This is a genomic window from Anaerolineales bacterium (assembly GCA_022866145.1).
Taxonomy (GTDB): domain Bacteria; phylum Chloroflexota; class Anaerolineae; order Anaerolineales; family E44-bin32; genus PFL42.
This window is the reverse complement of sequence record JALHUE010000344.1, coordinates 1-1,634: the sequence shown is the minus strand read 5'-3', so window position 1 is coordinate 1,634 and position 1,634 is coordinate 1. Positions and strand designations below refer to the sequence as shown.

The window sequence follows — 1,634 nt, the reverse complement described above, 5'->3', positions numbered from 1 at the left end:
TGTTGCCAGTATGGCTACCAATGTGACCCGGAACATGTCGCCCTCGGATGCCCGTCGGCTGCCTCTACAATAGTCGATTGGAGGAGACAGGGGAATCCGGCGCGCGCCGGAGATTGCTGATGGGAGTCACGGCGCATGCCGGCTGGGGAATCACCCCATACGTGCCCCAGGGGGCAAACGATTCCGGGAGTCGGATTGCCCTCGAAAGCAGCCCGCCGTCGAGGGCAAAGGGGACGACAACGGGGCTTGGGCAACGCCCAAGCCCCGTTTGACGATCGGGGGTCCCGTGGTGGGCCGCCTCGAGATGGGCCCGGCACGAGATCCGGTGTGCGGGTGGAACCCCTACGGTCGGGTCATCCCGGCCACGCTCCCACCGACGTCCTGGAGGCTGTCATACAGCACCTGGACGGTGTACTTGGGATTGTGGGCAAAGGCGCCCGGATCCTTGGAGAACCACTGGTAGTTGTAGGCCGCCCGCAGCAAGCGCGGGGTCCAGGAGGCGAAAGCCTCCTCGCCCTCATCCACCGCCACGTTGCCATTGGCATCGGCGAAGAAGTAGGGGTAGGCGGACCCATTGTAGGCAATGGGCGTGCCTGCGTCAGCGGCGTACTTGACGACGGCGGCATACAGCGCCTCAAGCATAGTGGCTTCTTCGCCCGCCATGCCCTCGGTGGCGTTACCGTCGCCGTCGAAGTCGACGGTCGACATGCGGATGTCCTGCGGCGTGGCTGCGCCGGCATGGCAGGTGGTGCAGGCCTCGAACTTGAGTTCAAGCTCGTGGGTGCCATGGCAGGCGGTGCAGGTGTCGAAGCCGGCCACATGGGCGTTGCGGCCGACGTAGGTCTGGCCCTCGTACTGATAGGCGCCCTTGGCCTCATCGCCGAAGAGCGTAGCGCCGGCGGCGAAGTAGTGTGGGTTGCGGAAGGACAGCGGCTGTTCCTTGCTAGCCACCTGGTCATCGGTCAGGCCGGAGCGAGTGATGGCGTTGTTGACGCTGACCGTCGACTCGCGACCCTGGTGGCACTCGATGCACAGGTTGGCATCGACCGGAACCAGATTGCCGTCGGCATCCTTCTCGGTCGAGAAGGTCACCTTGGCACCGCTGGGGAACGGAACCGTGGTCACGGCATAGCGCGCCGGCCATTCGGCTTCGTTGTGGCAGGTGCTGCACTCGAAGCCGTTGGAGGGCTCCTGGCCCACCACGCCCGTGGTCGCCAGCGTGGTTCCGGAGAGGACTGTCGTCCCCCCGTTGGCTAGGAACTGCGGTAGCCCGCCGGCCGAGTGGCACTTAGCGCAGCTTGCAGGAACCTCGCCCTCTTCATCCCAATGGCGGAAGGCTTCCTCCGATCCGGCGAAGTGGCCCGGATCGATGCGGTGAGCCGTGCTGAGATCGACCGGGGTCGCGATCTTCTCGTTCAGCGACTCGATCGAGTCATACAGCAGCTGCATGATGTACTTGCCGCCGTGGGCGAAGGCGCCCGGATCCTTGACCGACATCTGGTAGTTGTAGGCGGCCTTCTGCAGCCGTGGGGTCCAGGCCTTGTAGGCGTTGGGGAAGGCGCCCTCTTCACCATCGACCTCGCCGTTGGCGTTGGTGTCGATGAAGAAGTACGGGTAGGCGTCGGGGGAGTAGG

The 1,634-nt window shown here is 65.0% G+C and carries 1 protein-coding gene; it reads right to left on the bottom strand.

The genetic code is table 11. The features are described from left to right. Positions 1 to 342 precede the first annotated feature (342 nt). The coding region (locus tag MUO23_10645; GenBank protein MCJ7513413.1) for a hypothetical protein at positions 343 to 1,634 on the bottom strand (1,292 nt) is incomplete at its 5' end.